A 24,522-nucleotide genomic window follows, 5' to 3' on the forward strand; every position below is an offset into this window, starting at 1 on the left:
GGATGATCGTGGCACGGAGGTGCTCCTGTCGCTGCTCGCGGGGTGAGGGAGCGCGCCGGTGCCATCCAGCCCGGCGCGCTCCCTGACCCTCAGTGGACGGGCTCCGGCTTCTTCGCCCCGGGGAGGAAGAGCGCGAGGACGAGGGGGACCGCGCTGAGGGCGAAGGTCCACCAGAACGCCCCGGAGTAGGCGGTGGCGGTCGTGCCCGCTCCGTCGGCGAGGCGCTGCAGGATCACGGCGATGACCGCGACGCCGAAGGGGGCGCCGACGCGTTGCACGACGCTGAACGCGGCGCTGCCGCGGGGTGCTTCCTCGTGGCTGAGGCCGGCCAGGGCGAGCGTCATGACGGGGAAGGTGATGGCGCCGAAGCCGACGCCCTGCAGGATCTGCCCGGCCAGGAGCAGGGCCGTGCCCCCGTCTGCTCCGGCCAGGGCGAAGGGCAGGATGCCCATCATCGTGAGCACGACGCCTCCCGCGACGACGATGCGGCCGTCGAGTCGCGCGACGAGCCCACGCAGCAGGACGAAGAACAGCATCGTGCCGAGCCCCTGCGGGATCAGCAGCAGGCCCGTGCTCAGCACCGATTCGCCACGGATCTGCTGGTAGAAGAGCGGGAGCAGGAACATGACGGCGTAGACGGAGAACCCGCTCGCGAACGTGATGACGCTGGTCAGCCCGAAGCTGCGACGGGCGAAGATGCGCACATCGATCAGAGCCGACTGGCGGGCACGAAGCGAGTGGATGATGAACCCGGCCATGAGGACCGCGCCGATCGCGAGCGGCAGCCAGGTCCGAGGGGCGTCGAATCCCGCCTCAGGCGCCTGGGTGATCCCGTACGCGATGGCCACGAGCGCGGGCGGCAGCAGCACGGACCCGAGCACGTCCAGGCGGTGACCGCGCACCCCGGCGGTGACCGGGAGGAAGACGGGGCCGAGCACGAGCGCCGCGACACAGAACGGCACGTTCACGAAGAACAACCAGTTCCAGTTCAGCGACTGCAGGATGACGCCGCCGAGGACGGAGCCCAGGATCGGTGCGATCTGCGCCGGGAGCGCGACCGCGACCATGGCGCGGCCGATCTGCCCCTGGCCGGCCGCGCGAGTCAGGATCGAGATCGTGATCGGGAGCACCATGCCCCCGCCGATGCCCTGCAGCACCCGGAACGCGATCAGCGCCGGGAGGGATGTGGCGAAGCCGCAGAGGATCGATCCCAGGAGGAACGTCGCGACCGCGAACATCCACGTGCTGCGGGACCCGAACCGTTCCGATGCCCACCCGGTCACGGGGATCACGGCGACGAACGCGAGCAGATAGCCGGTCACGACCCACTGCGTCTCCGCTACGGACGCCCCGAACACCGTATGCAGGTGGTCGAGCGCGATGTTCACGATCGTGGTGTCGAGGAGCGTCGTGAACGCGCCGAGGACCAGCACGAAGCTGATGATGTCGAGTCGGCGCTTCGCCAGAGATGCTGGCGGATCGGCCTTCAGTGTCGTTGTCATGCGAACAAACTAAACCGTTTAGTACAGCGTTGTCCATACCGTACCGTTCAGTTCGCTTCGGATAGGGTGGTGGCCATGAGAGCGAGTGCGGGCACGGACCGGGCAGTGCGAGAGGGATCCCAGCTGAAGCGTGCCGCGATCCTCGAGGCGGCACGAGAGCTGTTCGCCCGGCTCGGGGTGGACGGGGTGAGCATGGACGCCGTCGCCGCCAAGGCGGGCGTGTCCAAGGTCACCGTGTACGACTACTTCGGCGACAAGAAGCGCTTGTTCGCCGCGATCCTCAGTGCCGCGTCCGAGTCCCTGGACACGTCCGCCCGGAAGGTGCTGGACCAGCACATCTCGGACACCGCGGGCATCACGACCGTCGCCGAGCTGGAAGCCGCGCTCGTCGCCGTCGCCGTCGATCTCGGCACCACGGTCGTCGCCTCAGCGGAGTACGCGACCGCATTCGCTCTGGTGGCTCAGCAGCGGATGCAGACCGGTTCAGCAGAGGACGACGTCGCGACCGAGGGCCTCGAGGATGCGCTCGCGGAACGCATGGCCCACTTCGCCGGCATCGGACTCCTCGACACCGAGCATCCCCGCGTCGCTGCCGACCACTTCGCCGCGCTGACCGTCCTGCTGGCGTACAACCATCAACCGGTGCCGGCGAAGGCGACGCCGGAACGCATCCGCGGGATCATGATCGATGGAGCTCGAGCGTTCATCCGCGCCTACGCGACCCGACCGGACTCACCGAAGCGGGTCTGACACCGGAGGAGCCCGGCACCGGCGACGGGCGGAACACCGCCGCCTGACAGTGGCCACGCGGGAAGGGAGCCGCGGCGCATCCCACCACGAGCTCCGCGCCCACATCCTCGCCACGCACGGCACGCTCATGCGGCTGGCGCAGCCCTCCGCCACCTCCTGCCCATCGAACGGAGACACCCATGACCGTGCCGCTGCCGGGCCTTCTCGCGGACCGCGTCCCGGTCTTCGCCGCGCCGATGGCCGGCGGGGCCTCGACACCTGCGCTCGTCAGCGCGGCCGCGCAGGCTGGGCACCTCGGCCAGCTCGCCGCGGGCTACCGCACTCCCGCCACGCTGAAGCAGCACATCGACGCCGTCCGAGCGCGGACGGCGGTCTTCGGCGTGAACCTCTTCGTCCCGAATGCCTCGTCGGTGTCGGCGCAGGAGTTCGAGCGGTTTCGGGCGAGCCTGCAACCGACGGCGGAGCGCTTGGGGGTGCTCCAGCTGCCTGACCTCATCGAGGACGACGACTCCTGGGAGGAGAAGGTCGACCTCCTCCTCGCCGATCCCGTGCCGCTGGTCAGCTTCACGTTCGGGTTCCCCCACCCGGACGTGGTCCGAGCCATGCGTGCTCGCGGGACGATCACGGCTCAGACCGTGACGTCTGCTGCGGAAGCGCGAGCGGCGGAGGATCTCGGGGTCGACGTGCTGATCGTGCAGTCCGCCGATGCGGGAGGACACTCCGGGGTCATCGACCCGCTGGGGGCGCCGTCCGCGCTGTCCCTCCCGGAGCTCGTGACGCAGATCGCTCACGCGTCCGACGTGCCTCTCATCGGCGCGGGCGGCATCTCGTCGTCAGCAGCGGTCCAGGCCGTCCTGGGCGCCGGTGCGAGCGCTGTCGGGGTGGGTACCGTGCTGCTGCGCACCCCGGAGAGCGGAGCGTCGTCCGTCCACAAGGACGCCCTGGTCGATCCCGCGTTCGATCGCACGGTCCTCACGCGGGCCTTCACCGGGCGCCTCGCGCGCGCACTCGCCAACCGCTTCATCGAGGACCACGCGCCCGATGCCCCAGCTGCCTATCCCGCCCTGCACCACCTCACCAAGCCGATCCGCGCCGCAGCAGTCGCGGCCGGAGACCCCAGCGCCGTGCATCTCTGGGCAGGCGCTGGCTGGCGGCAGGCCGATCGCCGTCCCGCTGCCGAAGTGCTCGGCTCCCTCGCCGGCCGGCTCTGACGGCGACCCGTCGCGCGCGAGCCGGCAGGCGAGTCGAGGACGGGCTCGCCGTGGACATCGGCGGACACCGCACCCACCCCATCCCGGCATGGTCGCAGTGGTCCCCCGACGTATCGACGATGGAGTGCGTGCTCGCCCAGGTCGCCGAACGCGACGTGCCAGAAGGCCCCCGTGAGCACGTGCTGGGCTCAGCACATCCTGTCGTCCGTCCGGAGGGCCCGAGAGCTCCTGGACCGGCATGCCGGCGACGCGCGTGGACGAGTCGGACAGTCCGTGCCCCGGCACCTCGCCCACCCGCCTCGAGCCGTGGGGCGCCGCGGAGGACGCCCTCGATCCGGCTGCCCCGCGCCGCCGGCACGCCTGGCGGCCCTCAGCCGCTGCTGATGCCCGCTGGACACCGTGCATGCATCTCGAGGGGGAACGGCTGTGCGGCTGCCGCGTCTTCGGGCAGGAGCTCCGCCCGTAGGATCGACGGCATGAGCCACTCGCACCGGAGACATTTCGTGGTCGGCGGCATCGTCCTCGCCGTAGCCGGTCTGCTGAGCGGCGCCGGTCTCGTCCTCGATCTCCTGACCGCCGCGAATCCGGATGCGAACATCGGGGCGGGGATCCTCGTGCTGGCCGGTCTGCCTGTCGCTCTCATCGGCCTGCTGCTGCTGCTCGTCGATCTGGTCCTCCACATCCGGGCGCGGGCCAGCAGGGGGACCGCGTCTCGTTAGGACCTGGGCTACCGGGCATCGCCATGGACCCCTGGCCGTGCGCTCGGTGGAAGCGGACTCCGGCGGAGTCGAGCTCGCCAGAGAGCACCCGGATGCTCGTGCGCGTCTCGTCGCGGTCCGGAGCTCAATCCGGCCCCCAGGTGCGCGCGATGGACATGCCCTCCTCGGACGGGGTGATCGCTCGGACGCGACCGCCGGGCTCGAGATCAGGGACGTCCACCGGCTGATCCTTCCTCATGTCGACGCGACACGGAGGTCGTGCCGGGCAGCCGAACGGGCGTGCCCGATGCGCACCTGTCCGGCCGACCCGACCTCCTGAGGCTGGATGCGTGGACGAAGCCAGCCACGAGCTTCAGCGTGCTGACGATGACCTCGGCGTGCGGGAGGGTCCCATCTTCGACGGATTCGGCAGACCCCGTGCATTCACTCGACGCGCTCGTGTCGGGGGCCCAGCAGCAGACCGTCGACCGCGACCCGTCACATGGGAGAGCTTGTCGCGATCGATGGAGATCTCCACGGTCGAGGAGCCGAAGCGGACACGACGACCCCACGTCCGCTGGCTCGGTGGACGACATCGGTCATCACGGTGACGCCCCGGAGGCCGGCCGTCGGCGTGAACCGGTCCGCCTTCGTCCGCTCGATCGCCTCGCGCGTGGCTTCCCGCGGCACGACCGGGTCCAGCGGTCACGCCGTCGACCGGCGACCCGGATCGGCCCCTGGCCCACCCCGCCGGACGGGCCCGAGGCATCTCCCGGACGAGATCGGGTTTGCACGTGCCGCGACGTCATGTGTTCTGCTCGATGCATACCCCGTTCCGATCCGAGAGGTCAGCCATGCACTCGTTCCCCACTCCGCCCCGAGAGGTCCTGATCGGCGACGCCGCGGCGTTCGTCGGCATCACTCCCCGGGCGATCCGCCACTACCAGCAGATCGGCCTCCTGCCGGAGCGGGAGCGGGGCGGTGACGGCCGACGACGGTACGGCTACGAGGAGATCATCCGGCTGCTCTGGATCCGCCGCATGGCCGACGCCGGGATCGCCCTCGACGACATCCGCGACGCCTTCGACGGCGCCGCACCAGGCGGTGCCGACGGCGAGGACGAGGTCGCCGGCGTCCTCGCGCGGCTCGAGCGCACCCTCGCCGCGCAGGACGACGAGCTGCAGCGGCAGCGGGCCTCGGTGCAGCGCATGCGAGCCCTCGGCGGCCGGCTGGGACTGCTCGACGGTCTCGTCTCCCGTCGCCTCGAGGGCGCGCCCGCGGGTTCACTGCGCCAGGACGACCTGGACGTCTTGCTGGTCACCGAGCGGATCTTCGGTCCGCTCGGCGCGGCCGTCCAAGCCGGCCGGTTCCTCGCCCTGGCCGCCGATCCGGCGCTGCGAGCGGAGTCCGACCGGATCGACGCCGCCGAGGAGGCCCTGGACGACACGGTTCCCGTCGACGACCCACGGGTGGCGCAGTTGGCGGCCGAGCGGGCCGCCTTCGAGACCGCTCTCATGGGCGCCATCGAGGAGTCCGGTCAGCCGGAGGAGGATGACGCGCTCTTCGACGCCTGGGACGAGCAGCACCCGACCGAGGACGCCGACGCGGCGACCCGACCCCGGTCGACGGACGGCTCCCGCGCCCGGAACGCGGCGGACGTCATCCGGAGCATGCCCTACGACTTCTCCCCTGCCCGCGTGCGCTGCATGGAGCTGGCGGTGCGCCTCGGCGCGGAGTCCGCACCGACGACCTGAGCGGAGCCCGCACCCTCGACGAGTCGGCGTCCGGCAGGGGATCCCCTGCCGGACGCCGACTCGTCTTCCCCCGCACCGGTGCGAGGCTCAGCGCATGACCGAGCGGTCGGCGGCCGGCTGCGCGTCGGCTCCGCCCGCATCGGGACGCCGGCCTCCTGCCGGGCCGACGGACCCGCTCGATCGTCCGCGAGCTCACCTCGAACCGCTCCGCGACCTGGATGGCCGCGCGGTACAGCCGCGCGGCGGTCCCGAGAGCTCCGCCCGTGCGGGATCGTCTCCCGCGACCACGGCACGAGCCGGAGGGACGTGGCGCCGGACGCTGGTCGTCCAGGATCCAGATGCAGACAAGACCCTCACATCCTCTTGCCAGGGCCCTCACGATCCGGCCGTAGCGTCGAGCCCCATGGACATGACGAGACCCGCTACCGCGTCGCCGCCGGCGCGCTCCCACCACCGTGGCAGGCGCATGCGTCGCATGTGGCCGACCCTCCTGGTAGCGCTCAGCATCGTGGGGTTCGCGGGAAGCGCCACCTCCGGCGCGACCGCCGGCGAACGGGAACCGAGGCGATCGGCGACCACGCTGGACTACGACTTCGGGCCGAGGTCCTTCTCCGTCCCGGACCTGACCGACTCGACGGGCCGCCCGTCGCCCATGGAGCTGCAGGGACGCGTGCACCTGCCACCCGGTGCGGCGAAGGGCCTCCACCCTGTCGTCGTGCTCGTTCCCGGCTACTGGCCGACGTGCGCTGACGCCGAAGCCCAGAGGATCACCGAAGATCCGAAGAGCTCCGAGGAAGCCGTCGTCGCCGCATACGACCGCCTGAATCAGTGGCCCTGCGCGAAAGGCATCTCACAGATCCCCAGCCACCGGGGATTCGACCACCTCGCCCGCGCGCTCTCCGACTCAGGCAACATCGTCATCTCCATCGGCGCCAACGGCGCCAACGCCATCGACACCCGCAGCTTCGAGGGCGACCAAGCGCGCGCCGCTCTGATCACCAAGCACCTGGAAATGTGGCAGGAGTTCGTGGCGACGGGAAAGGGCCCCCTGTCGGCGGTCCTGCCGGCAGACATCCGCACCCACGTCGACATGAAGGACGTCGGGCTCGCCGGTCACTCTCGCGCCGGTCGCGCTGTCCTCCAGTACGCGGCCGACGCCAACCGAGCCAAGTGGCCAAAGGGGGTCACGATCCGTGCTGTCCTGGGTCTGGCACCGGCCTCCGCCTTCGGCACCGATCCAGCCACCCTCACCAACACAGGCACCGACGTCGGGATCATCGGGGGTTCGTGCGACGGCGTCAGCAATCCGCCCTTCGACCCGTACTTCGCAGCCGCGGTCACCGGCAGCCACCACCCCGCGTACCGGTGGATGTTCCGGGGGGCGAACCACAACTACTCCAACATGCAGTGGTCCCCTTCCAGCGGCCAGGTCGCCGCACACGACGACGCCGTGCACCCGCCGGGCCAGCCCGACCGGTGCTACGACGCATGGAGCACCGTCGAGCAGCTCTCTGAAGACCGACAGCGGCTCCTCACGCGCAGGTACGTCAGCGCCTTCTTCGCCAGCGCGCTTCACGACGACCGCCGCGGGATCGCCCTCCTCGACGGGAGCCGCCCCGCAGCCGGGGTCACGACGGAGAAGGCGGGCGGGAAGCAGCACTCTCCGACGACATCCCTGTGACCCCGTGCGCAGGGGTCAGGGTGGCGATGCGCCCCGGCCGGAGCGCGTGGTGTGCCGGTCGGACTGCACCAGGGCGCTGCGCCGGATGACGGCCCACCCTCCGGCCACGTGGGTACGGCCTCTCACCTGCGTCCGACGGGGATCCCCACCCGGACGGCCTCCCTCACTCCCGTGAACGGCTCGCGTGCGCGCGGGCCTTCATCCGATTCCCGCACGTCGCCATCGAGCACCACTTCGCGGTGCCGGGCCGGCTGCGGTCGAGGAGGAAGAGGTTGCACTCGTCGTTCGCGCACGCACGGAGACGCCCCGGGAACCGTCCACTCACGTTCGACCACGCGAGGACGACCTCCACCGGGAGACGGTCCTCCTCGGGTGCTCGCAGCTCCCAGGTGATGCCGTCGGAGGTCAGGCACGGTGTGCGCACGGCTTCCCCGATGACGTCCGCGAGCTCGTCCACGGCGGCGGGCGCGTCTCCGCGGACGACGGCCTGGAGCGCATCGCGTGCACGACGGAGCCGCACGATCTCGCGCTCCGTGCCGGCCCCACCCCAGCGGCGCACGAGCTCCCGACCGGACTCCCCGTCGAGGACGTCCCTCGGTCGGCCGTCGACCACGGGGGTGCTGTTCAGCACCGCCAGCAGCAGCTCCTCGTCGTGTCCCACCACTCCCCGATCCCTCGCGCCGTGCGGCTCGATGGATCCATGCTACCGTCACGCTAACCAGTACAACAACTCAAAGGGGTTAGCCATGGCCATCGTCCATCACCGCACCGTCTCCGTCGACGGGCTCGACGTGTTCTGGCGGGAAGCCGGACCCGTCGATGCCCCCGTGCTCCTGCTCCTGCACGGGTACCCGACCAGCTCGCACATGTTCCGCCACCTCATCCCCGCCCTCGCAGAGCGCTATCGCGTCATCGCCCCCGACCACATCGGCTTCGGGCGCTCGTCCGCACCCTCCGTCGACGACTTCGACTACACGTTCGCGCGCCTGACCGAGATGACCCGCCGCTTCCTCGAGACCATCGGAGTGTCCCGGTACGCGATCTACGTGCAGGACTACGGCGCACCCATCGGCTGGCGCCTCGCCCTCGCCGACCCCTCCGCCGTCGTGGGCGTCATCTCCCAGAACGGCAACGCCTACGAGGAGGGCTTCGTGCCCGGGTTCTGGGACCCGATCTGGGCCGACGCAGCGGAGCGGACGACCGCGACCCGCGACGCGCTCCGTCCGGCCCTCGGTCGCGAGGCCGTCGAGTGGCAGTACACCCACGGCGTACCGGACCCGACGACCGTCGACCCCGACGCCTGGGAGCACGACCTCGCGCTCCTCTCCCGCCCCGGGCAGGACGACGTGCAGCTGGCCCTGTTCCGCGACTACGCCACGAACCGCGAGCTCTACCCCGCCGTGCACGAATGGCTCCGCACCTCCCGGGTGCCCGTCCTCGCCATCTGGGGACGAGACGACGAGATCTTCGCCGCGGCCGGAGCCGAAGCGTTCCGTCGTGACGCAGCGGACGCCCGCGTGGAGCTCGTCGACGGCGGGCACTTCCTCCTCGAGTCGAACCTCGACCACGTCGTCGACTCGATCACCGACTGGCTCCCCCGCGCGTAGGACAGCCGCAGGTCGGACGGACGAGCCGGGGCGCTCGCCTGTCCGGCCGGGCATCCGCACCCGGACGCCGCGTGCGTCAGTAGCGGATCGCGTCGATGACGGAGACGCGCACCGCCACGAGAGCAGGGAGGAGGCCCGCGATCGCGCCGACGGCGAGCGAGGCGCCGAGGCCGAGGAGGGCCGCCGAGAGGGGGAACGGCGGGAAGTCGGTGACGCCCGAGGCGACGAACGAGAGGATCCACGGGTTCTTCACGATCGCGACCGCCGCCATCACGCCGACCACGCCCGCGGCCACCGTCGCCACGACGCTCTCCATCATCACGGCGAAGAACACCCGGCCCGCGCTCGCCCCGAAGCTGCGCCGCACGCCGATCTCGCGGATCCGCTGCTTCACCGTCACGAGCGAGATGTTCACGAGGCCGAGCGCGCCCAGCAGGAGCACGAGGCCCGCCACTCCCCCGACGAGGATCTTCACCGACAGCAGCGGGTCGTAGTCGTACGTCCCCCAGTCGCTGCGGCCGACGCTCACCTCCAGGCCCTCGGGCGCGGTCGCCGCCACCTGCGAGGTGATGGCCGCGGTGAGCGCGTCGGCCTCCGCCTCGGGCACCCAGAACTCGGACTGCGGCGCCATGGCGTCGAGCGCGTCGTCGGTCATCAGGCGCTCGGCGTCGGACGCCTGCAGGTAGACGGTCGGCGGCTCCTCCGCGTACTGCGCGGGTACGGTGCCCACGACGACGCCCACGAGGTCCGACCGCTCGCCGTGCAGCACGGCGGAGGGGTGCGCGGCGATCTCGGGCGACCCGAGCTCCGCGAGGAACGCGGGGTTGACGACGAGCGCGGGTGCGAGGCGGTCGGCGTCCCGCTCATCGAACCAGCGGCCGTCCGTCACGTCGACGCGGCGCATCTCGCCGTAGTCCCGGTCGACCACGACGGTCTGGACCTGCGCCTGCCCGCGCGCGAAGTCGACCGGCACCGTCGTGGAGCCGATGATCGTCGACCAGGTGATGCCGTACCGGTCGGCGACGTCCGCGAGGAGCGTGCGCTGCTCGGCGTAGGTCAGGCCGTCCCCGGTCGCGGAGTACGCGGACACCGACAGCGCAGCCGGGCGGCCCGACTGGCGCTCCATCTGCTCGGTCTGCGACTGCTGCACGACCGCGCCGAGGCCGACGACCGAGGTGATCGCCGCCACCGCGACCGCGACGCCGACGAGGGACAGCATCACGCGCGTGCGGTGGATCCGCAGCTCGGCCCATGCCTCCACGACCGCGCCCACGAGACCGGTCGCCGTGCGCGACAGCCAGCCGGTCACGCGAGGACCTCCCGCGTGAGGGCCTTGGACGGCGCGAGCACGCCCATCTCGAGGCGGTGGTGCCGGTCCGCGCGGGCCGCGACGGTCGGGTCGTGCGTGATCGTGACGAGCGCCGCGCCGGACGCGTGCGCGACCTCGGCGAGCAGCGTCATCACGGTCGCGCCGGTCTCGATGTCGAGGGCGCCCGTGGGCTCATCCGCGAGGATCAAGCGCGGCGACCGCACGAGGGCGCGGGCGATGGCGACGCGCTGCTGCTCGCCGCCGGACATGGTCTCCGGCATGGAGTCGATCCGGTGACCGAGTCCGACCCGCTCGAGCATGTCGGCCGCGATCGACGCCCGGCGCCAGAAGGTGCGGCCCGTGGAGTAGAGGAGCGGGGTCATGACGTTCTCCCGCGCCGTGCGTCCCTGCAGCAGGTTGAACTGCTGGAAGATGAAGCCGATGTCGCCCCCGCGGGCCCGGTCGCGCCGGGAGCCGGAGACGCGCGCCATGGGCACGTCGTCGAGGAACACCTCGCCGGTCGTCGGGGTGTCGAGCAGGCCGAGGATGTTCAGCAGGGTCGACTTCCCGGATCCGGACCGGCCCACGATCGACACGTGGTCGCCCACGGACACGTCGAGGTCGACGCCGTGCAGGATCGTCAAGGGCTCGTCGTCCGGCCGCTCGACCGTGCGGGTCACCTGCTCGAGGCGGATGAGGCTCATCCGCCGTACCCGCCCTGCATCGTCATGCCCTCCTCCTCGGGGACGGGCGCACCGGGCACGAACTCGAGCACCATGTCGCCCTCCGCGAGACCCGAGGTGATCTGCACGACCTTGCCGTCGCTGATGCCCAGGCCGACCGCGCGCTCCTCCGGCTCGCCGGAGTCCGACGCGAGCCATACGTTGCCCGTGTCGGCGAGGCCCTCGACCGCGGTGGTCGGCAGGGTCAGCACGTCGGGCGCCTCGCCGGCGGGGATCGTGATCTCGGCCGCGAGGCCCGGGAAGACGCGCGTGCCCCCGGGCACGGCGCAGGAGACGGTGGCGCCCGTGGACGCGGACTCCGCGGCACCGGCGGATCCCGCGTCGCCCCCGGTGCCCGCGCTGCCCGCGCCGACGCCGCCCGCGGCCGCCTGCTGGCCGATCCGGAGATCCGAGCACTCGAAGGGCGCGGGGCCCGACGTGATGGCGACCGTCGCGGCCGTCGGCTGCGTGACGAGGCGGTACTGCTCCTCCGCCGTCAGCGGGGCCGTCGCGCGGAAGGTGGGCGGCGCGATGCGTCCCACGGCGTCGCCGACGGCAACCTCCTGGCCGACCAGCACGCCGAGCTCCGTCAGCGACCCGGCCGCGGTCGCGGTGACCGTCTCGGTGACGACCTTGGGCTTCGGCTGCGAGACCGTGCCGTCGGCGGCGACCACCGGGTCCGCCGGCGTCTCCTGGCGGATGACGACGATCGGGTCGCCGGCCCGGAGGGTCGCGCCCTGGCCGGCGACGACCTTCGAGACCTTCCCCTGCAACGTCGCCTTGACCGGCACGTCCGGGTCCGGCTGGATGCTGCCCTTCACGGCCACGTCGTTGACCACCGTGGCGATGGAGGCGGGCACCTGCGACTCCACGACGGAACCCGTCGGCACCTGGGAGGCCTCCTCGGCCGTCGTCCCGAAGAACGCCATGCGCACGAGGGCCACGGCGATGGCGGCCAGCACGACCAGCCTCGTGATCGGGAGGATCCATCTCCGCCAGACGCCCACAGCCGCTCCTTCCCCGGCGTCCCCCAGCGGTCCGTCCGGTCGCCTTCGACGCTAGGGGCGGCACCCGGCGCGGCGGGTCGGCCGCGGGGATGACACGGTCACCCCCGAGCGGGGGCCGCGGGAGGAGGGCGACCGGGACGACGGAGGGGGTGCGGCAGGAGGAGACGACGGAGGGGGCGGGGTCTCCCCCGCCCCCTCCGGGACCCGCTGCACCGCCTCGCGGCGGCCGTGGCGCTACGCCTCGATGACCACCGGGATGATCATCGGACGGCGGCGGTGCGACGAGTTGACCCAGCGGCCGACCGTGCGGCGGACGACCTGCGCGTACGCGTGCGTGTCGCGCGTGCCGTTGGCCGCGGCCTCCGCGAGCGCCTTGATGACGAGCGGCTTGACGCTGTCGAACACCTTCGGGTCCTCGGCGAAGCCGCGGGCCTCGATCTCGGGGCCGACGACGACCTTGCCGGTCTGCGCCTCGACGACCGCGATGATCGTGACGAAGCCCTCCTCGGAGAGGATGCGGCGGTCCTTGAGGTCGGCCTCCGTGATCTCGCCCACGGTGGATCCGTCGACGTACACGTAGCCGATGTCGAGCTGGCCGGTGACGCGCACCTTGCCGGCCGTCATGTCGAGGACGGTGCCGTCCTCCGCGAGGAACGTGTTGCGCTCCGGCACGCCGGTCTGGATCGCCAGCTGCTGGTTCGCGACCAGGTGGCGGTACTCGCCGTGCACCGGGAGGACGTTCCGCGGCTTCAGGATGTTGTAGCAGTAGAGCAGCTCGCCGGCGGCCGCGTGGCCCGAGACGTGGACCTTCGCGTTGGCCTTGTGCACGACGTTCGCGCCGAGCTTCGTGAGCCCGTTGATGATCCGGTAGACCGCGTTCTCGTTGCCGGGGATGAGGCTCGACGCGAGGATGACGGTGTCGTCCTGGCCGATCTCGATCTGGTGCTCCGAGTTGACCATGCGGCTGAGCACCGCCATCGGCTCGCCCTGCGACCCCGTGCTCATGTACACGATCTGGTTGTCGGGCAGGTTGACGGCCTTCTTGGAGTCGATGAGGACACCGTCCGGCACCTTCAGGTAGCCGAGCTCGGCCGCGATCGTCATGTTGCGGATCATCGAGCGGCCGATGAAGGCCACGCGGCGCTTGTTGGCGGCGGCGGCGTCGAGCACCTGCTGCACGCGGTGCACGTGGCTGGAGAAGCTCGCGACGATGACGCGGCGCGGCGCCTTCGAGATGACGGCCTCGAGGACCGGGCCGATCGACCGCTCGGTGGGCGTGAAGCCGGGGACGTCCGCGTTGGTGGAGTCCGACATGAAGAGGTCGATGCCCGCCTCGCCGAGGCGCGCGAAGGCGCGCAGGTCGGTGATGCGGTCGTCGAGCGGCAGCTGGTCCATCTTGAAGTCGCCGGTGTGCAGGACGCTGCCCGCCTCCGTCTTGATGGCGACGGCCAGCGCGTCCGGGATGGAGTGGTTGACGGCCACGAACTCGAGCTCGAACGGCCCGAGGCGCTCGCGGTCGCCCTCCTTCACCTGGAACGTGTAGGGCTTGATCCGGTGCTCCTTGAGCTTCGCCTCGATGAGGGCGAGCGTGAGGCCGGAGCCGATCAGCGGGATGTCCTGCTTCAGCTTGAGGAGGTACGGCACCGCGCCGATGTGGTCCTCGTGGCCGTGCGTGAGGACGATGCCCACGACGTCGTCGAGGCGGCCCGCGATGGAGGAGAAGTCGGGGAGGATCAGGTCGACGCCCGGCTGGTGCTCCTCGGGGAAGAGCACGCCGCAGTCGACGACGAGGATCTTGCCGTCGATCTCGAACGTGGTCATGTTGCGCCCGATCTCGCCCAGGCCGCCGATGGGCGTGATGCGCAGGGTGCCCGGCTTGAGGGCGGGGGGATCGTAGATGGTCTGGGGCATGGGACTCCTAGTTGACGGTGCGGCCCGATGGGGCCGGCGATGGGAAGTGCGGGACGCGCGTCAGCGCGTGGTGCCGGCGACCTGCGGCAGGGCACCGCCGGCCGCGGCGTTGCGGTCGGGGCGGAAGTTGCGGAAGTCGACGCCGGGCACGTCGCGGACGAGGTCGATCTCGTCCTCGATCTGCGCGGCCTCCCACTCCTCCGGCCCCACGAGGGGCAGGCGGACGCGGGGGCTGCCGATGCGGCCGAGGCCGTGGAGGATGTACTTCGCCGCGACCGTGCCGGGGACGTGGGTCATGACCGCGCGGACCAGCGGCTCGAGCTGCTGGTGCGCGTGCGTCGCGGCACCGAGGTCGCCCGCGTTCACGGCGTCGACCATGGTGCGGTACGGCGTGGCCGTGATGTTCGCGGTGACCCCGATGAGGCCGGTGCCGCCGATCGCGAGCGTCGGCAGCGCGTTGGCGTCGTCGCCCGCGAAGTACATGAGGCCGGTCTGGTTGAGCACGCGGCTGGCCTGCGCGAGGTCGCCCTTGGCGTCCTTCACGGCGAGGATGTTCGGGTGCTTGGCGGCCCGCAGGATCGTCTCGTACTGGATGGGGATGCCGGTGCGGCCGGGGATGTCGTAGAGGATGACCGGCAGGTCGGTGGCGTCCGCGATCATCCGGAAGTGCGTGAGGACGCCGGCCTGCGTGGGCTTGTTGTAGTACGGCGTGACGATCATGTTGCCGTCGGCGCCGGCCTTCTCGCTCTGCCGCGCCAGCTGCATGGCGTGCGCGGTCTCGTTCGACCCGCCGCCGGTGATGATCTTCGCGCGGCCCGCGCTCACCGAGCGGCCGACCTCGACGAGCTTGATCTTCTCCGGGTCGGTCAGCGTGCTCGTCTCGCCCGTGGTGCCCGTGACGACGATGCCGTCCGCGCCCGCGACGATCACGTCGTCGATGTGCTTCTCGACGCCCGCCCAGTCCACCTCGCCGTCGGCCGTGAAGGGGGTGACGAGCGCCACCAGTACCTGGCCGAAGGGGTTCTCTGTGGACACGGCTCCCATCGTAACGGTCGGCGGCGCTTCGATCCGGGCGCGCTAGGGCGCGACGCGGCCGTTCTTCTGGAACGCCGCGTGCGTGAGGGGCATGAGCCGCTCGAACTCGGTCTCCATCTTCTCGGCGCACATCTCGATCTCGCGCTGCGGGAAGCTCGGGAACGTCGAGTCCTCGTGCTTGGTGCGCAGCGAGAGGAAGTTCATCAGCGCGCGCGCGTTGAGCGTCACGTACATCGACGAGTAGATGTTGAGCGGGAGGACGATGCGGGCGACCTCGCGGGCCACGCCCTGCTCGAGCATCCGCTGGTAGGAGGCGTAGGCCTCGGCGGACGTGCGGCGGGTCTCCTCCTGCACGAGAGCGGTCTGCTCCGGGGTGCCCGCGTGGAACTCGTAGGCACCCGGCTTGCCGACCTGCACGAGGTTGCGCTCGGGGCCGGGCACGTAGAAGACGGCGTCGAGCTCCTTGTAGCGGCCCGACTCCTCGTTGTAGGAGGCCATGCGGTGCCGCATGAACTCGCGGAACACGAAGATCGGCGCCTGCACGTAGAAGGTCATCGAATTGTGCTCGAACGGCGAGCCGTGGCGGTCGCGCATGAGGTAGTTGATGAGGCCGCGGTCGCGCTTGGCCCGCTTCTCCTCCGCCTCCGTATCGACGTCGCCCTCGAGGGCGCGGTCCTGGCCGTCCGGCTCGTCGAGCGCGCGCTCGAGGGTCTTCTCGCCGGCGGTGGAGACGCGGGCGGCGAAGATCACGTCGGAGTCGTGGGCGCTCGAGCGGACGAGCTCCACGGTCATGTCGGATCGGAAGGCGATGTCGTCGTGGGGCACGACCGTCACTGTACGCGACGGCCGCCCCTCGCCCGGCCGGGCTCCCCGCGGGACCGGGTCCTAGGCTGATGGGCACCGACGAAGGGCTCGACCATGTCCGACAGCACCGCATCCCCCGCCGCGCTCACCGTCCTGATCTCGGGCGCGGGCGGCACCATCGGCACCGAGCTGCAGGCGCAGCTGCACGCCGCCGGGCATCGCGTGCAGACGCTCGTGCGCCACGCGCCGTCGTCCCCCGACGAGCACGAGTGGCAGCCCGCGGACGGACGCCTGGATCCCGCGGTGCTCGACGGCGTCGACGCCGTCGTCAACCTGTCGGGCGCCTCGATCAGCCGCCTGCCGTGGACGAAGCCGTACCAGGAGGAGATCCGCTCCTCGCGTGTGCACGCGACGCGGACGATCGTCGGGGCGATGGCGTCGGCGGCGAACCCGCCGCGCACGCTGCTGAACGGATCCGCCGTCGGCTTCTACGGCGACCGACCGGCTGAGCGCCTCACCGAGGACTCGCCGCGCGGGGCGGGCTTCCTCGCCGAGGTCGTGGAGGCGTGGGAGGCCGAGGCGTTCCAGGCGTCCGCCGACGTGCGCGTCGCGACCCTGCGCACGGGCCTCGTGCTCGCGCAGGCCGGCGCGCTCGCTCCTCTTCGCCTCCTCACCAAGCTGGGGCTCGCCGGGAAGCTCGGCACGGGCGGCCAGGTGTGGCCGTGGATCTCGCTCCGCGACGAGGCCGCGGCGATCGTCCACCTGCTGACCTCGTCCGTCGCAGGACCCGTGAACCTCACCGGCCCCGAGCCCGTGATGGCCGACCGGCTCATGCGTCACCTCGCGAAGCGCATGCACCGGCCCTACCTCGTGCCGGCGCCGGAGGCCCTCATTCGGCTCGCGCTCCGGGACGCCGGCCAGGAGCTGCTGCTCTCCAGCCAGCCGGCGCGACCCGAGAAGCTCCTCGCGGACGGCTTCGCGTTCCGCGACCCCACCGTCGAGCTGGCGATCGACCGGCTGCTCGCGAAGGCCTGAGGCGCGGGCCCGGGCCCGGTCGCGAGGCGCGGTCAGGCCGCGGGCTCGCGCGTGCCGTGCAGCGCGATCGCGCGGCGGATCGCCCCGCGCGCCCGGCGACGGTCACCGCTCGCGTCGTAGGCGAGGCCGAGCCGGAACCACGCGCGCCAGCTGGCCGGATCCTGCTCCACCTCGGCCTGGTACGCGGGGAAGGCCGCGTCGGCCGCGTCCCGGAGGGGGCGGCCGCTGGCCCGCGTCGGCAGGTCGGCGACGGGCAGGCCGCCCTCCCCGTCGAGGATCCGCGCGAGGCGCGCGCTGCGCACGCCGAACGACAGCTCGCGGACGAGCGCCCAGATGCCGACGAGCGGGAGGACCAGGAGCGCGAGGCCGAACACCACGCCGACGGGCTCGCCGGAGATCAGGAGCAGGATGGCGATCTGGCCGGCCAGCGCCAGGTACAGCACCATGAGCACGGCCATGAGTCCGACGCCGATGCGCGTGCCCATCAGGCGCTCGTGACGGTGGCGGCCTGACCGCTCGGGCCGCCGTCGTCGACCGGCCCGGTCGTCGCCGGGGCGTCGGCGGACTGCGCCGCGCGCTCGCGCGAGCCGTCGAGGTCGATGAGGCGGTCGAGGCCGACGCTCACGCCGCGCGCGCTGCGGGTCGCGCGGAGGGCGAGCAGGATCCCGGCCTCGTACGCGCTCGGTGCGAGCGTGTCGTGGCTGATGGTGAGGACCTCGCCGTTGCCGCCGAAGACCACGTCCTGCTTGGCAACGACCCCCTGCATGCGGAGGCTGTGCACGGGGATGCTCGCGACCTGCTGGCCGCGGGCGCGCTGGTCGGTGTGCGGCGCCTGCACCGGGCCGCGGCTGCCGCGCGCCTGCGACATGAGCTCGGCGGTGCGCACCGCCGTGCCCGACGGCGAGTCGATCTTGGTCGCGCCGTGCGCCTCGACGATCTCGATGGAGTCGTAGAACCGCGCGGCCATCTGCGCGAAGGAGGTGGCGAGGACGCTGCCGACGGAGAAGTTGGGGATGATGACGACCCCCACGGCGAGGTTGCCCGTGATGCGGCGCTCGAGGGACTGGATCCGCTCGCCCGTCCAGCCGCTCGTGCCCACCAGCACGTTCATGCCGTGCGCGATCGCGTACTCGACGACGCCCTGGCTGACCGCGGGGAGCGTCACGTCCACCGCGATGTCGGCGCCGAGCATGTCGGACAGCTCGCCCTTCGAGTCGAGGCTGGCGACGAGCTCGAACTCGCTGCTCGCCTCGACGATCTGCGTGATCAGCTGGCCCATGCGTCCCGTTGCGCCGACGACGGCGACCGTGGTTGTCATCCCGCAAGCGTACCGGCGCGCCCCGGGACGGCGCTGGCCGATGCGGGACCCGCGGCTAGTAGGGCTGCTGCTCCGGGAGCCCGGTGCGCAGCTCGACCGGCAGGTGCCCGAGGTCGTTGTGCACCACGAGCACGGGCGGCTTCGCCGAGCGCACCCGGATGATGGTGAGGCCGCAGTTGGCCTGGTTGATGCCCATCCACCGCCACTCGGGCGCGTCGAACACGTGCCGCACGAACCAGGCGATGACGAAGTTGTGGGTGATGAGCAGGTCGTGCCGGTCCTCGCGCGCGGGCGCGAGGAACTCGCTCACGGCGTCCGCCATCTGGGCGCTCCCCGCGTCGATCTCCTCCTCGGTGATCCCGCCGAAGAACGACTCGAACGCGTGCGGCATGTCGGGGACGGGCCCGGACGGGATGCAGTCGAACAGCAGGGACGACGGCTCCGGCTCCATCGCCGGCATGCGCTCGGCCATGATCGCGGCCGTCTCCTCCGCGCGCGCGAGCGGCGAGTGGCGGACCGACGTGAAGGGCACGCCGCTCAGCCGGTCGGCGATGCAGTGCGCCTGGCGCTTGCCCCGCCCGGAGAGCGGGCCGTCGGGCAGGCCGTGCTCGGCGTCCTGCTGCTCGCCGTGGCGGACGAGGTAGATGTAGTGGGACACGGTTCCTCCTAGAGGAGCGAGGGGGTCGCGAGCAGCGGGGCGAACGCGTCGGCGCCGACGGTGCCCACTGCGGCGATCGAGAGCGGACGGGAGACGAGGTCCGCCGCGAGGGCGCGGACGTCCTCGGCGGTGACGCGGGACAGGCGCGAGAGCGTCTCGTCGAGGTCGACGTACTCCCCCGTGGTGATCTCGGATCGGCCGAGCCGCGACATGCGGGTGTCCGAGTCCTCGAGGGCGAGCGCGGACTGGCCGGAGAGCTGGCCGAACGCGCGCGACAGCTCCTCCTCGGTGACGTGCTCGTCGGCGAGCCTCTGGAACTCCTCGACCATGAGGCGCGAGACCTGCGCGGTCTTCGCCGCCGTGCATCCGGCGTAGAGGCCGAACACGCCCGCGTCCGAATAGGAGGCGCCGAAGGAGTAGACGGAGTACGCGAGGCCGCGCTTCTCGCGCACCTCCTGGAAGAGGCGCGACGACATGCCGCCGCCCAGCACCGAGTTGAGCATCGCGAGGGCAGGCCGGCGGTCGTCGGACGCGGCGAGGCCCGGGACGCCCAGCAGGATGTTCGTCTGCTCGATGGGCCGGTCGACCACGACGAGCTCGCTGCCGCGCGTGATGACCGGGGTGGCGCCGGTGCGACGGGCGACCGGGGCCGCCTGGACGGCGAGGTCCCATCCGGCGCGCTCGAGGCCCGCGGTGACGCGCGCGACGAGGGCGTCGTGATCCACCGCGCCCGCGGCCGTGATGACGAGGTCCTGCGGACGGTAGTTGCGGCGGTAGTGCGCCACGACGGCGTCGCGTTCGGCGGCCTCGATGTCCGCGGGGCTCCCGCCGATGGGACGGCCGAGCGGGTGGTCGCCGAGGACGGCCTCGAAGAAGCGCTCGCTCGTGACGTCGCCCGGGTCGTCGTCCGCCATCGCGAGCTCCTCGAGGATGACCCCGCGCTCGGTCTCGAACTCCTCGGCGTCGATGAGGCTGGAGGTGACCATGTCGGCGAGCACGTCGACGGCCATGCCGAGGTCGCGGTCCCGCACCTTGGCGTAGTAGCAGGTGTACTCCTTGGCGGTGACGGCGTTGTGCTCGCCGCCGACCGCGTCGAAGGCCACGGCGATGTCGAGCGCCGAGCGCGACGGGGTGCCCTTGAAGAGCAGGTGCTCGAGGAAGTGGGTGGAGCCGAGGTCGCCGGGCTGCTCGTCGCGGGATCCCACGGCGACCCACATGCCGATGGTCGCGCTGCTGCTGCCGGGCACGTCCTCGCTGAGGATGCGCACGCCGGACGGCAGGACCGAGCGCCGGACGCGTGCTCCGCCCGCCGACTGCACGGTGAGCTCGGGGAGGTCGAGGGGGAGTTCTACGGCGCGGGACATCAGCGTCACCCTACGCCACGGGACCGACGCGGCCGCGGGTCGCCGGGCCCTCCGCGCGCGTCAGCATCCGGGTCCGGCGTTCCTCGTCCCGCACGCCCCGCCGACCAGGACTGTCGACCCCTGCAGCACGTGGATCGTCACCGGCCCCACCTGCACGGGCAACGTGCCCGGGATCTGCTGCCACCCACCCCCGTCGAACCGGTAGCTGGGCGAGTACGCGATCGTCACCGCCATCCGCCGATCCCCGACGCTCGGATACGTGTGGCTCGTGTCCGTGGACGTGAAGTCCTGCTGCCCCAGCTGCTTCCACGACGCCCCCGGCCCGACCGTGGTGCTGACGGTCCCGTCGCCGTGATCCCACGTGAACGACACCGGTACGAACCGCACCTGCGCCGGCCGACCCAACAACGTCCCGTCGACCACCTGCGCGCTCGCGTCGGTGAGGAAGTTCACCGGCGCCCCGACCAGCGCCCACCCGTTGGGCTGCGACCGGATCGACGCCGACCGCGGCACGAACTGCGCCACATCCTGCAATGACACCCCCGGCGTCACAGGCGCCGCGGGCGCCGGATCCGCCGGCTTGGCCGGCTTGGCCGGCCACCTCGCCGGCGGCAGGAACGCATGATGCCCATCGAAGCAGGCACCGATCCCGGGCTGACAAGGGACATCCACATCCGCCGCCACACGACCCCGCGGAACCGGCGGCACGATCCGAGGGGCAGAGACATCATCTGGAGCTGCCTGAATGGTCACGGCGGGCAGAGCCGGCGCAGGCGCGGCGCTGCCGCTCAACCCCTCCTGAGCACGCACGTTGACTGCCCCTGCGCCGATTCCACCAGACGCACATGCGCCTGTCTGTCCGTGCGTGACCAAGCAACCGGAATCGGAGGCGCCAGCCGTCGAGACGGGCACGACGACCAGTGCGATCACCAGCAGGACTGATGCCGACGAGGTAGCTGCTGCCCTCATCCGCATGCGTGCACGTCCTCGTTGCGCACGATGTCGCTGATGCGCCACAGCGCGTCCTCGGATCTGATCGCCTTGACCTGAAGCGACAGGCGCGGATCCCGAACTGGCGTGATGTCCGCACCTGTCGAGTCGATGAGTCGGGCGCCGCTGACATCGAGGCATACCTGCGCCGTCATGTACTCCGCGCCGGCAGGATCCAGGCCACGGTCCGTCACCTCGAAGCCGGACATGACGTCCATCCCGCTCGTACGGACGCCTTTCCGCCGTTCGTCGGCCAAGCCCGACTTCTCGTTATCCAAGACGCTTCCGGTGAGCAGCTGCGCGAGATCGTCCTCCGTGTCGGTGTTCGCATCCAAGTCAACGTACCTGGCGAAGACGTCATGGAAGGCCTGGTCGTCCTGCTGCTGCTGGGTCATCGACGGGGTGGGGGCGGGCTCAGGATCCAGGTCCGGCGGTGCCGTGCATCCGCTCGCTACGGAGGCCGACAGCGCGATCATGAGCAGACCCACCACCGCTCCCCCTCGTCGTCGCTTCGGAATGCGCGGTCGCTCGTGCAAGGTCGTCTCCCCCGGGCCGTACGGACCCCGCGCGGAAGCCGGCGGATCAGTGCCGGGCGGCGCAGGTCCAGGAAAGGTAGCCGGGGAGGGGCTGACCCGACCGCTGCCCTCCACATCGCGGGACGGAGAAGCGGAGCGGAGCCCTGGGGACGACTACTCGGACGCGCGGTCGAGCCGGGACACGTCGTGCCGCGAGAGCTGGACGTGCGCGGCCTGCACCAGGTCGTGCACCTGCTCCGGACGGCTCGCGCTCGCCACGGGCGCGACCACGCCGGGCTTGGCGAGGAGCCAGGCCAGGGCGATCGTCGCGACGCTCGTGGAGTGGTGCTCGGCGATCTCGTCCAAGGCGGTCAGCACGCGGAGTCCGCGGCGGTTGAGGTACTTCGCGGCGCGCTGGCCGCGTGCGCCCTCGCGCACGGAGTCGCGCGTGCGGTACTTCCCCGTGAGGAAGCCGTTGGCGAGAGCGAAGTACGGCATCACGGCGAGCTGCTGCCCGCGTACCACGTCGAGGTACGCGGACTCGTACGGCGTCCGGTTGACGAGGTTGTAGTGGGTCTGCAGCGCGACGAACCGCGGTGCGTCGTACAGGCCGCCCATGATCCGGGCGTGCAGCAGCCGCTCGGCGGCGTAGTTCGACGCCGCGAGGTGCCGGACCTTGCCCGACTGGATGAGGCGACCCGCGGCGGCGAGGCTCTCCTCGAGCGGCACGTCCAGGTCGTCCCAGTGGAAGTAGAGGACGTCGACGAAGTCGGTGCCGAGCCGCGACAGGCTCGCGTCGACCGCGCGCTCGATGCGGGATCCGCCGAGTCCGGGGAAGTCCTCGCTCTTCCCGATCTTGGTGGCGACGACCATGGAGTCGCGATTGCGGCGCTCGCGCATCCACGTGCCGATCATGTGCTCGCTGCGACCGCTCGCGTAGGAGTCGGCGGTGTCGATGAAGTTCCCGCCCGCCTCCTGGTACCGGTCGAGGATCGCGGACGTGTCGTCGGGTCCGGCCGTCCAGCCGAAGACGTTGCCGCCGAGCGCGAGGGGGAAGACGCGGAGGTCGGTGTCGGCGATGGCGCGTCGCATCGCGGGGTGCGGGAGGCTCCCGCCCGCGCGCAGCCCGGGCTCGACGGCCTCCAGGACGATGGCTCCGGCCGCCTGCACCGTGGACTCGACGATGGCCGCGGGCTGGGCGGCGGTCGCGCCGGGACGCATGCGGTGGATGCCCGCGGATCCGCCGCGATGACGCCGCGGCTGCGGGCCGGGCGCGACGTCCGAGGCGGTGGGAGGGGACGACTTCACGAGGCCCAGCGTACCGTCCGGCAGACGAAAGGTTTGGGTACCAAGGAATCCTCGTCACGGTCGTTCGTCGGCAGGACAGGCGGTCCCGGCTGCGGTGCGCGGAGAGGCGGCGGAGCCGGAAGGGGTGCCGTGGATCCCCCGACCCCGGCACCCCTCGGCGGCCTGCATCCCCCGATGCGTCCCCCGGAGGCGGGCGGTCGCGTGGACCGTCCCGCACGGACAACGCTAGCGAGACGGCCGCACCGGCCCCCAGCCCCTCTTCGGGGGTCCGTCGTCGCACCGCCGACATGCGCGCTCCGCTCGTCCCGACGCGAGCCCGCGCACCCGGGGATGACTCCCGGTCGCGTCCCGGTGCGTCGTGCGAGGCTGGTGCGTCCGCCCCTTCGAGAGGAACCCCCGTGACCAACGACCCGCTGCACCGCCTGCCGGATGCCGCTCCCTTCCACGTCACCAGCCCCGACTTCGCCGACGGTGCGCCGCTGCCCCTCGCGGCGCGCGGCGCCAGCCAGGGCGGGCAGGACATGTCCCCCGCCCTCGCCTGGACGGGCGCGCCCGCGGAGACCCGCAGCTACGTGCTGACCGCCTACGACCCCGACGCCCCCACCGGCAGCGGCTACTGGCACTGGGCCGTGCGCGACATCCCCGCGTCCACCACGTCGCTCCCCGCCGGAGCGGGCGACCCCGACTCGGGGCTCCTCCCGGAGGGCGCCGTGACGATGCACAACGAGTCGCGCGAGAAGCGGTTCGCCGGTGCCACGCCGCCCGCGGGCCACGGCACGCACCGGTACTTCTTCACGGTGACCGCGCTCGACGTCGAGACGCTCGACATCCCGGAGGGCGTGACCCCCGCTGTCCTCGGCTTCCTGATGCTGCCGCACGTCGTCGGACGCGCGCAGCTCGTGGGCACCGCGATCACCGTCGCGGACTGACCGGATCGAGGCGATGACATGGCGCAGGACGACGACCGACGTCCGGATGCGGGCCCGGGCGACGACGTCCGGACCCGGCGCAGGCGGCTCGCGCTGATCCTCGCCCTGGTCGCAGCCGTGCTCGTGGTGGCCGGCGTCGTCGCGGCCATCGCGATGTCGCAGGGCGGTGCGGAGCCCGCACCGCCCGCCTCCCCCGTCCCGTCGACGGTCGAGCCCGGCACGACGCCGGGCACCACGCCGACGCCGACGCCGACGCCGACGGACGAGGGCGTCCCGGCGCCCACGCCCGCCCCGAGCCCGTCGGCGACGCCGGCCCCGGAGCCGTCCCTGTCCGTCCCGCCGGCGTCCCAGGTCCCGTACCCGTCGGACCCGAACCACGGCAGGTAGCCCGCACACGACGGATGCCCGCCCCAC

At 71.9% G+C, this 24,522-nt stretch carries 24 protein-coding genes; 9 read left to right on the forward strand and 15 right to left on the reverse strand.

Features of this window, described 5'->3' with window-relative positions; genetic code table 11:
* Positions 1–89: 89 nt before the first annotated feature.
* A complete protein-coding gene (locus ACMT9T_RS13005) occupies positions 90–1,502 on the reverse strand; it encodes an MDR family MFS transporter (protein ID WP_414745943.1) in 1,413 nt (470 codons plus the stop codon).
* Between the two features lie 75 nt (positions 1,503–1,577).
* Here ACMT9T_RS13005 and ACMT9T_RS13010 point away from each other — a divergent pair, with 75 nt between their 5' ends.
* The 5 genes from ACMT9T_RS13010 to ACMT9T_RS13030 all read left to right on the forward strand — a co-directional run bounded on the left by ACMT9T_RS13010 (position 1,578) and on the right by ACMT9T_RS13030 (position 7,596).
* The gene (locus tag ACMT9T_RS13010; RefSeq protein ID WP_414745944.1) at positions 1,578–2,252 is read left to right on the forward strand and encodes a TetR/AcrR family transcriptional regulator; all 675 of its coding nucleotides are present in this window, start codon (positions 1,578–1,580) and stop codon (positions 2,250–2,252) included.
* 179 nt (positions 2,253–2,431) lie between these two features.
* Positions 2,432–3,463, forward strand: coding sequence for an NAD(P)H-dependent flavin oxidoreductase (locus ACMT9T_RS13015; protein ID WP_414745945.1), 1,032 nt, complete (start codon positions 2,432–2,434; stop codon positions 3,461–3,463).
* Between the two features lie 476 nt (positions 3,464–3,939).
* Entirely contained in the window at positions 3,940–4,182 is a 243-nt protein-coding gene (locus ACMT9T_RS13020; RefSeq protein ID WP_414745946.1) for a hypothetical protein, read from the forward strand.
* A gap of 833 nt (positions 4,183–5,015) precedes the next feature.
* A complete protein-coding gene (locus ACMT9T_RS13025) occupies positions 5,016–5,915 on the forward strand; it encodes a MerR family transcriptional regulator (protein ID WP_414745947.1) in 900 nt (299 codons plus the stop codon).
* Between the two features lie 475 nt (positions 5,916–6,390).
* On the forward strand, positions 6,391–7,596 hold the full coding sequence (locus tag ACMT9T_RS13030; protein ID WP_414745948.1) for an alpha/beta hydrolase: 1,206 nt from the start codon (positions 6,391–6,393) through the stop codon (positions 7,594–7,596).
* A gap of 163 nt (positions 7,597–7,759) precedes the next feature.
* On the opposite strand, the gene ACMT9T_RS13035 is transcribed toward ACMT9T_RS13030, so the two are convergent.
* A complete protein-coding gene (locus ACMT9T_RS13035) occupies positions 7,760–8,260 on the reverse strand; it encodes a CGNR zinc finger domain-containing protein (protein ID WP_414745949.1) in 501 nt (166 codons plus the stop codon).
* A gap of 82 nt (positions 8,261–8,342) precedes the next feature.
* Between ACMT9T_RS13035 and ACMT9T_RS13040 the strand changes: the two genes are divergently transcribed.
* On the forward strand, positions 8,343–9,203 hold the full coding sequence (locus ACMT9T_RS13040) for an alpha/beta fold hydrolase (RefSeq protein ID WP_414745950.1): 861 nt from the start codon (positions 8,343–8,345) through the stop codon (positions 9,201–9,203).
* Between the two features lie 76 nt (positions 9,204–9,279).
* Here the strand turns inward: ACMT9T_RS13040 and ACMT9T_RS13045 are convergent, their stop codons facing one another.
* The 6 genes from ACMT9T_RS13045 to thyX all read right to left on the reverse strand — a co-directional run bounded on the left by ACMT9T_RS13045 (position 9,280) and on the right by thyX (position 16,021).
* Positions 9,280–10,512, reverse strand: a complete 1,233-nt coding sequence (locus ACMT9T_RS13045) for an ABC transporter permease (RefSeq protein WP_414745951.1) — start codon at positions 10,510–10,512, stop codon at positions 9,280–9,282.
* Positions 10,509–11,216, reverse strand: a complete 708-nt coding sequence (locus ACMT9T_RS13050; protein WP_414745952.1) for an ABC transporter ATP-binding protein — start codon at positions 11,214–11,216, stop codon at positions 10,509–10,511. Before ACMT9T_RS13050 ends, ACMT9T_RS13045 begins: the two co-directional genes overlap by 4 nt.
* Positions 11,213–12,241 carry a permuted SH3 domain-containing protein gene (locus tag ACMT9T_RS13055; protein ID WP_414745953.1) on the reverse strand — a complete coding sequence of 343 codons (1,029 nt, stop codon included), beginning with the start codon at positions 12,239–12,241 and terminating at the stop codon, positions 11,213–11,215. Before ACMT9T_RS13055 ends, ACMT9T_RS13050 begins: the two co-directional genes overlap by 4 nt.
* A gap of 234 nt (positions 12,242–12,475) precedes the next feature.
* On the reverse strand, positions 12,476–14,152 hold the full coding sequence (locus ACMT9T_RS13060) for a ribonuclease J (protein WP_414745954.1): 1,677 nt from the start codon (positions 14,150–14,152) through the stop codon (positions 12,476–12,478).
* Between the two features lie 60 nt (positions 14,153–14,212).
* A complete protein-coding gene (dapA, locus tag ACMT9T_RS13065) occupies positions 14,213–15,196 on the reverse strand; it encodes a 4-hydroxy-tetrahydrodipicolinate synthase (protein ID WP_116056167.1) in 984 nt (327 codons plus the stop codon).
* Positions 15,197–15,229: 33 nt separating this feature from the next.
* A complete protein-coding gene (gene thyX / locus ACMT9T_RS13070) occupies positions 15,230–16,021 on the reverse strand; it encodes an FAD-dependent thymidylate synthase (RefSeq protein ID WP_414745955.1) in 792 nt (263 codons plus the stop codon).
* 84 nt (positions 16,022–16,105) lie between these two features.
* Here thyX and ACMT9T_RS13075 point away from each other — a divergent pair, with 84 nt between their 5' ends.
* Positions 16,106–17,026 carry a TIGR01777 family oxidoreductase gene (locus ACMT9T_RS13075; RefSeq protein WP_414745956.1) on the forward strand — a complete coding sequence of 307 codons (921 nt, stop codon included), beginning with the start codon at positions 16,106–16,108 and terminating at the stop codon, positions 17,024–17,026.
* A gap of 32 nt (positions 17,027–17,058) precedes the next feature.
* Here the strand turns inward: ACMT9T_RS13075 and ACMT9T_RS13080 are convergent, their stop codons facing one another.
* From ACMT9T_RS13080 to ACMT9T_RS13110, 7 genes are all read right to left on the reverse strand, one after another.
* On the reverse strand, positions 17,059–17,511 hold the full coding sequence (locus ACMT9T_RS13080) for a hypothetical protein (RefSeq protein WP_414745957.1): 453 nt from the start codon (positions 17,509–17,511) through the stop codon (positions 17,059–17,061).
* Positions 17,511–18,344 carry a 4-hydroxy-tetrahydrodipicolinate reductase gene (dapB, locus tag ACMT9T_RS13085; RefSeq protein ID WP_414745958.1) on the reverse strand — a complete coding sequence of 278 codons (834 nt, stop codon included), beginning with the start codon at positions 18,342–18,344 and terminating at the stop codon, positions 17,511–17,513. The genes ACMT9T_RS13080 and dapB overlap by 1 nt, the downstream gene beginning before the upstream one ends.
* A 55-nt stretch (positions 18,345–18,399) precedes the next feature.
* Positions 18,400–19,002, reverse strand: coding sequence for a histidine phosphatase family protein (locus ACMT9T_RS13090; protein ID WP_053774824.1), 603 nt, complete (start codon positions 19,000–19,002; stop codon positions 18,400–18,402).
* 8 nt (positions 19,003–19,010) lie between these two features.
* On the reverse strand, positions 19,011–20,366 hold the full coding sequence (locus tag ACMT9T_RS13095) for a M16 family metallopeptidase (protein WP_414745959.1): 1,356 nt from the start codon (positions 20,364–20,366) through the stop codon (positions 19,011–19,013).
* A gap of 60 nt (positions 20,367–20,426) precedes the next feature.
* The gene (locus ACMT9T_RS13100; protein ID WP_414745960.1) at positions 20,427–20,906 is read right to left on the reverse strand and encodes a hypothetical protein; all 480 of its coding nucleotides are present in this window, start codon (positions 20,904–20,906) and stop codon (positions 20,427–20,429) included.
* Positions 20,907–21,331: 425 nt separating this feature from the next.
* A complete protein-coding gene (locus ACMT9T_RS13105) occupies positions 21,332–21,844 on the reverse strand; it encodes a hypothetical protein (protein ID WP_414745961.1) in 513 nt (170 codons plus the stop codon).
* A gap of 201 nt (positions 21,845–22,045) precedes the next feature.
* Complete coding sequence (locus ACMT9T_RS13110) at positions 22,046–23,179, reverse strand: aldo/keto reductase (protein ID WP_414745962.1); 1,134 nt, start codon at positions 23,177–23,179, stop codon at positions 22,046–22,048.
* 398 nt (positions 23,180–23,577) lie between these two features.
* Between ACMT9T_RS13110 and ACMT9T_RS13115 the strand changes: the two genes are divergently transcribed.
* Positions 23,578–24,108, forward strand: a complete 531-nt coding sequence (locus ACMT9T_RS13115; protein WP_414745963.1) for a YbhB/YbcL family Raf kinase inhibitor-like protein — start codon at positions 23,578–23,580, stop codon at positions 24,106–24,108.
* Between the two features lie 18 nt (positions 24,109–24,126).
* Positions 24,127–24,495 carry a hypothetical protein gene (locus ACMT9T_RS13120; protein WP_414745964.1) on the forward strand — a complete coding sequence of 123 codons (369 nt, stop codon included), beginning with the start codon at positions 24,127–24,129 and terminating at the stop codon, positions 24,493–24,495.
* The last annotated feature ends 27 nt before the right edge of the window (positions 24,496–24,522 follow it).

Source organism: Clavibacter vidaverae (assembly GCF_047529985.1).
Classification (GTDB): Bacteria; Actinomycetota; Actinomycetes; order Actinomycetales; family Microbacteriaceae; genus Clavibacter; species Clavibacter nebraskensis_A.

Bases quoted from the DNA above. Each gene is read 5' to 3' on its own strand.
- ACMT9T_RS13040 (WP_414745950.1), top strand. From the start codon at position 8,343: ATGGCCATCGTCCATCACCGCACCGTCTCCGTCGACGGGCTCGACGTG.
- ACMT9T_RS13005 (WP_414745943.1), bottom strand. From the start codon at position 1,502: ATGACAACGACACTGAAGGCCGATCCGCCAGCATCTCTGGCGAAGCGC.
- ACMT9T_RS13030 (WP_414745948.1), top strand. From the start codon at position 6,391: ATGTGGCCGACCCTCCTGGTAGCGCTCAGCATCGTGGGGTTCGCGGGA.
- ACMT9T_RS13060 (WP_414745954.1), bottom strand. From the start codon at position 14,152: ATGCCCCAGACCATCTACGATCCCCCCGCCCTCAAGCCGGGCACCCTG.
- ACMT9T_RS13025 (WP_414745947.1), top strand. From the start codon at position 5,016: ATGCACTCGTTCCCCACTCCGCCCCGAGAGGTCCTGATCGGCGACGCC.
- dapB (WP_414745958.1), bottom strand. From the start codon at position 18,344: ATGACAACCACGGTCGCCGTCGTCGGCGCAACGGGACGCATGGGCCAG.
- ACMT9T_RS13015 (WP_414745945.1), top strand. From the start codon at position 2,432: ATGACCGTGCCGCTGCCGGGCCTTCTCGCGGACCGCGTCCCGGTCTTC.
- ACMT9T_RS13080 (WP_414745957.1), bottom strand. From the start codon at position 17,511: ATGGGCACGCGCATCGGCGTCGGACTCATGGCCGTGCTCATGGTGCTG.
- ACMT9T_RS13095 (WP_414745959.1), bottom strand. From the start codon at position 20,366: ATGTCCCGCGCCGTAGAACTCCCCCTCGACCTCCCCGAGCTCACCGTG.
- ACMT9T_RS13020 (WP_414745946.1), top strand. From the start codon at position 3,940: ATGAGCCACTCGCACCGGAGACATTTCGTGGTCGGCGGCATCGTCCTC.
- ACMT9T_RS13010 (WP_414745944.1), top strand. From the start codon at position 1,578: ATGAGAGCGAGTGCGGGCACGGACCGGGCAGTGCGAGAGGGATCCCAG.
- ACMT9T_RS13075 (WP_414745956.1), top strand. From the start codon at position 16,106: ATGTCCGACAGCACCGCATCCCCCGCCGCGCTCACCGTCCTGATCTCG.
- dapA (WP_116056167.1), bottom strand. From the start codon at position 15,196: ATGGGAGCCGTGTCCACAGAGAACCCCTTCGGCCAGGTACTGGTGGCG.
- ACMT9T_RS13050 (WP_414745952.1), bottom strand. From the start codon at position 11,216: ATGAGCCTCATCCGCCTCGAGCAGGTGACCCGCACGGTCGAGCGGCCG.
- ACMT9T_RS13120 (WP_414745964.1), top strand. From the start codon at position 24,127: ATGGCGCAGGACGACGACCGACGTCCGGATGCGGGCCCGGGCGACGAC.